Here is a 3,348-nt window from a genome sequence, read left to right on the forward strand (position 1 = left end):
GTGGATTGCGGGGTCCATTATGTCGACGTGATGTGCCAGCTCACCCGGGCCAAGCCCGTGCGGGTCCACGGCATCGGCGCCAAGCTGTCGGCCGAGACCAAGGTCCAGAACTACGGCCATCTGCACGTGCAGTTCGACGACGGCTCGGTCGGCTGGTACGAGGCCGGCTGGGGCCCGATGATGTCCGAGGTCGCCTATTTCGTGAAGGACATCGTGGGCCCGAACGGCTCGGCCAGCATCGCCTACAAGCCCCAGGAGGGGCAGAGCGAGGCCAAGACCGACCAGATCTCCGATTCGGCCGACATCGACCAGCACACCAAGACCAACGCGATCAAGCTGCACCACGCCGAACTGGACGAGAACAACCACTTCAAGCGCAAGGACGAGTGGATCTCGACCGAGGACGAGCCCTCGCACCAGGAGCTGTGCGACCGCGAGCAGGCCTGGTTCCTGAAGACGATCGTCGAGGACGTCGACCTCACCGAGTCCATGGCCGATGCCGTCAACAGCCTGAAGATCGTGCTGGCCGCCCAGCAGTCGATCGACGAGAAGCGGTCGATCGATCTCTGAGCCTTCCCCATGTCGTCCCGCGGCCCGGCTGCGGGACGACTTCAGGAAGCGGGCGTGGCGGGGGCGCGTGCAGGGCCGATGCTGCACGGCGCGCCCTCCTCCAGCGGCAGCACCTGGCGGAGATAGGCGGCCATCCCGCGCTCCGGCTGCCATTGCCGGGGGTAGCCCAGCGACACCTCCTCGTAGCGTACCCCATCCAGCCAGCGCCGCTCCCGCACGTGCAGATGGCCATGGACGCAGGCCAGCGCGTTGAACCGCCTGGGCCAGTCGGCGGTGGCCCGGGTCCCGCACCAGGGCGCGAAGCGCGGGACGCGCGGGATGCGCACCAGTTCCTCGCGCAGCGGCCAGTGGCTGACCAGCAGGTTGGGCAGGCCCGGCTCCAGCGCCTCCAGCCGGCACACGCTCGCCGCCACCCGCGCCCGGCACCAGGCATCGCGCGAGGGATAGGGGTCCGGATACAGGCGGACCTCGTCGACCGGCCAGATGTCGTCGGCCTGCGCCCAGGCGACCGCCTGGGCCGGGCCCATGCCGGGCGGAGCGAAACTGTAGTCGTAGAGGGTGAACAGCGGCACGATCCGCACCGGCCCGCCTGGGCCCGTCCAGATCGCGAACGGGTCCTCGGGTGTGAGCACGCCATGGCTGCGCGCCAGCTCCACCAGTGCTCCGTAGCGCGCCTGGCCGCGCAGCTCCGCCTCCTCGCCGACCGACCAGAGCTCGTGGTTGCCAGGAACCCAGATCACCTCCGCGAAGCGACGGCGCAGGGCGGCGAAGCCTTCGCCGATCCGCCGCAGGCTCTCGGCTACGTCGCCGGCGACGATCAGCCAGTCCTCGGGGAAGTCCGGCAGGGCCGCCAGGGCGTCGCGGTTGACGGGGCTGCCGAGATGGAGGTCGCTGATCGCGAGCAGGCGCATGCGGGCCGATCTAGAGAGGTGGACCAGGTGAGCAGTTGGGGCGGGCCGGCCCGAAATGAACCGGTCCGACCGCGGCGGATGCCGAAGGCAGTGTCGCATTCGCCCCGGAAGGTACATACTCGTCGCCCTCGATGCGGGAGGACGACTGGGCGCGGGAGGACGACTGGCGCAGTCGCGGGCGAGGTAGCGTGGAGCGCATGCCGCAGCCGGCCAACGACAAGGACAAGGCCCGCCCGGAGAGGCGGCTGGCCGCGATCATGGTGGCCGACGTGGTGGGCTATTCCGGCCTGGTCGAGGCGGACGAGGCCGCAGCGCTGGCCGCCGTGCGCGACCTGCGCAAGGAGGTGATCGCCCCGATCCTGGCCGAGCACCGTGGCACGATCGTCAAGCTCACCGGCGACGGCTTTCTGGCCGAGTTCGCCTCGGTGGTGGACGCGGTTCGCGCCGCCGTGGCCGTGCAGCAGGCGGTGGGCGGGCTGCAGGCGAAGGTGCCGCCGGAGCGGCGCATCGTGTTCCGGATCGGGATCAATCTCGGCGACGTGGTGGTCGAGGAGGGCGATCTGTACGGCGACGCGGTCAATGTCGCCGCCCGCCTGGAGCAGCTCTGCCAGCCCGGCGGCGTGCTCCTGTCCAGCGCCGCCTACGAGCACCTCCAGGGCCGGATCGACCTGCCGTTGGACTTTGCCGGCGAGCACCAGGTCAAGAGCATCCGGCGGCCGGTGCGGACCTGGCGGGTGCGCATGGGCGGCATGCCGCCGCCCGGGCGGCGCCTGCCCCTGCCCCGGCTGCGCCGGCCGACCCTGCGCTCGCTGCTCCTGGGTGCTGCTCCGGTGCTGGGCATGGCGCTGCTCCTGGTGTGGCAGCTGCCGATGGACGAGCTCGGCCAGCGCGCCAAGCCCACCGTCGCGGTCCTGCCGTTCACCAACATGAGCGGCTCCAGCGCGGATGATTACTTCGCCGACGGCATGACCGACGACCTGATCACCGACCTCGCCAAGCTCTCCGGCCTGTCGGTGATCGCGCGCAACTCGGTGTTCGCCTACAAGGACCAGCCGGTCCTGCTCCGCGACATCGCCCAGGAGCTGGGCGTGCGCTACGTCGTCCAGGGCAGCGTGCGCCGCTCAGGTGAGCGGGTCCGTATCAACACCCAGCTGGTCGACCCCCATACCGGCGACCAGCTCTGGGCCGCCCGCTTCGACCGGCAGGCCGGCGATGTGTTCGCCGTGCAGGACGAGGTGATCCACCGGGTGGTGGCCGCACTGGAGGTGGAGCTGACGCCACCGGAGGAACAGCGCCTCGACCGGTTCCCGACCCGAGACCTGGAAGCCTATGACTATTTCCTGCGGGCGGAGCAGGCCGCCCGGGTCGGCTCCAAGGCGCGCCTGCGCGAGGCGCTGTTCTTCTACCAGAAGGCGATCCGGGAGGATCCGGAGTTCGCCGACGCCATGGCGGCGGTCGCCCGGACCGCCACCTATGTCTGGCGCAACGATTACGATGACGTGCTGCCCGGGCCGGTGGCGCGCCAGCTCGCCTACGACATGGCAGGCCGGGCCAGCGGGCTCGACCCGGCGTCGGCGGTGCCCGATGCGGTGCTGGCAATCCTGCAGGTCGTGGACCGGCGCTACGACGAGGCGGTGGCCTCGGCCAAGCGCGCGGTGGAGCTGGGCTCAGGGGATGCGGCGGCCTTTGCCACGCTGGGCTTCGTGCTAATGTTCGCCGGCGATCACGCCGGTGCGGCGGCGGCGGTCGAGCAGGCCCTGCGCCTGGACCCGAACCCCGCCACCAGCGACCGCATCACCGCCGGGCTCGCCTTCTCGCTGAACGGGGAGCACGATCGCGCGGTCGAGGTGCTGGAGCGCGGGCATGA

At 70.8% G+C, this 3,348-nt stretch carries 3 protein-coding genes; 2 read left to right on the forward strand and 1 reads right to left on the reverse strand.

Translation table 11 applies throughout. The features are described 5' to 3' along the window. Positions 1 to 570: Gfo/Idh/MocA family protein (locus EQG76_RS07095; RefSeq protein WP_235031242.1), on the forward strand; the 570-nt coding region annotated here is incomplete at its 5' end. A 41-nt stretch (positions 571 to 611) separates the two neighbouring features. On the opposite strand, the gene EQG76_RS07100 is transcribed toward EQG76_RS07095, so the two are convergent. Then, positions 612 to 1,481, reverse strand: coding sequence for a metallophosphoesterase family protein (locus EQG76_RS07100; RefSeq protein ID WP_159711907.1), 870 nt, complete (start codon positions 1,479 to 1,481; stop codon positions 612 to 614). A gap of 197 nt (positions 1,482 to 1,678) precedes the next feature. Between EQG76_RS07100 and EQG76_RS07105 the strand changes: the two genes are divergently transcribed. Beyond that, positions 1,679 to 3,348 (forward strand): adenylate/guanylate cyclase domain-containing protein (locus tag EQG76_RS07105; RefSeq protein WP_159711909.1); only part of this gene is annotated, 1,670 nt, incomplete at its 3' end.

The organism is Geminicoccus flavidas (genome assembly GCF_009806515.1).
Taxonomy (GTDB): domain Bacteria; phylum Pseudomonadota; class Alphaproteobacteria; order Geminicoccales; family Geminicoccaceae; genus Geminicoccus; species Geminicoccus flavidus.

Excerpts from the sequence above, each read along its gene's own strand:
- EQG76_RS07100 (WP_159711907.1), bottom strand. The coding sequence starts at position 1,481 with ATGCGCCTGCTCGCGATCAGCGACCTCCATCTCGGCAGCCCCGTCAAC.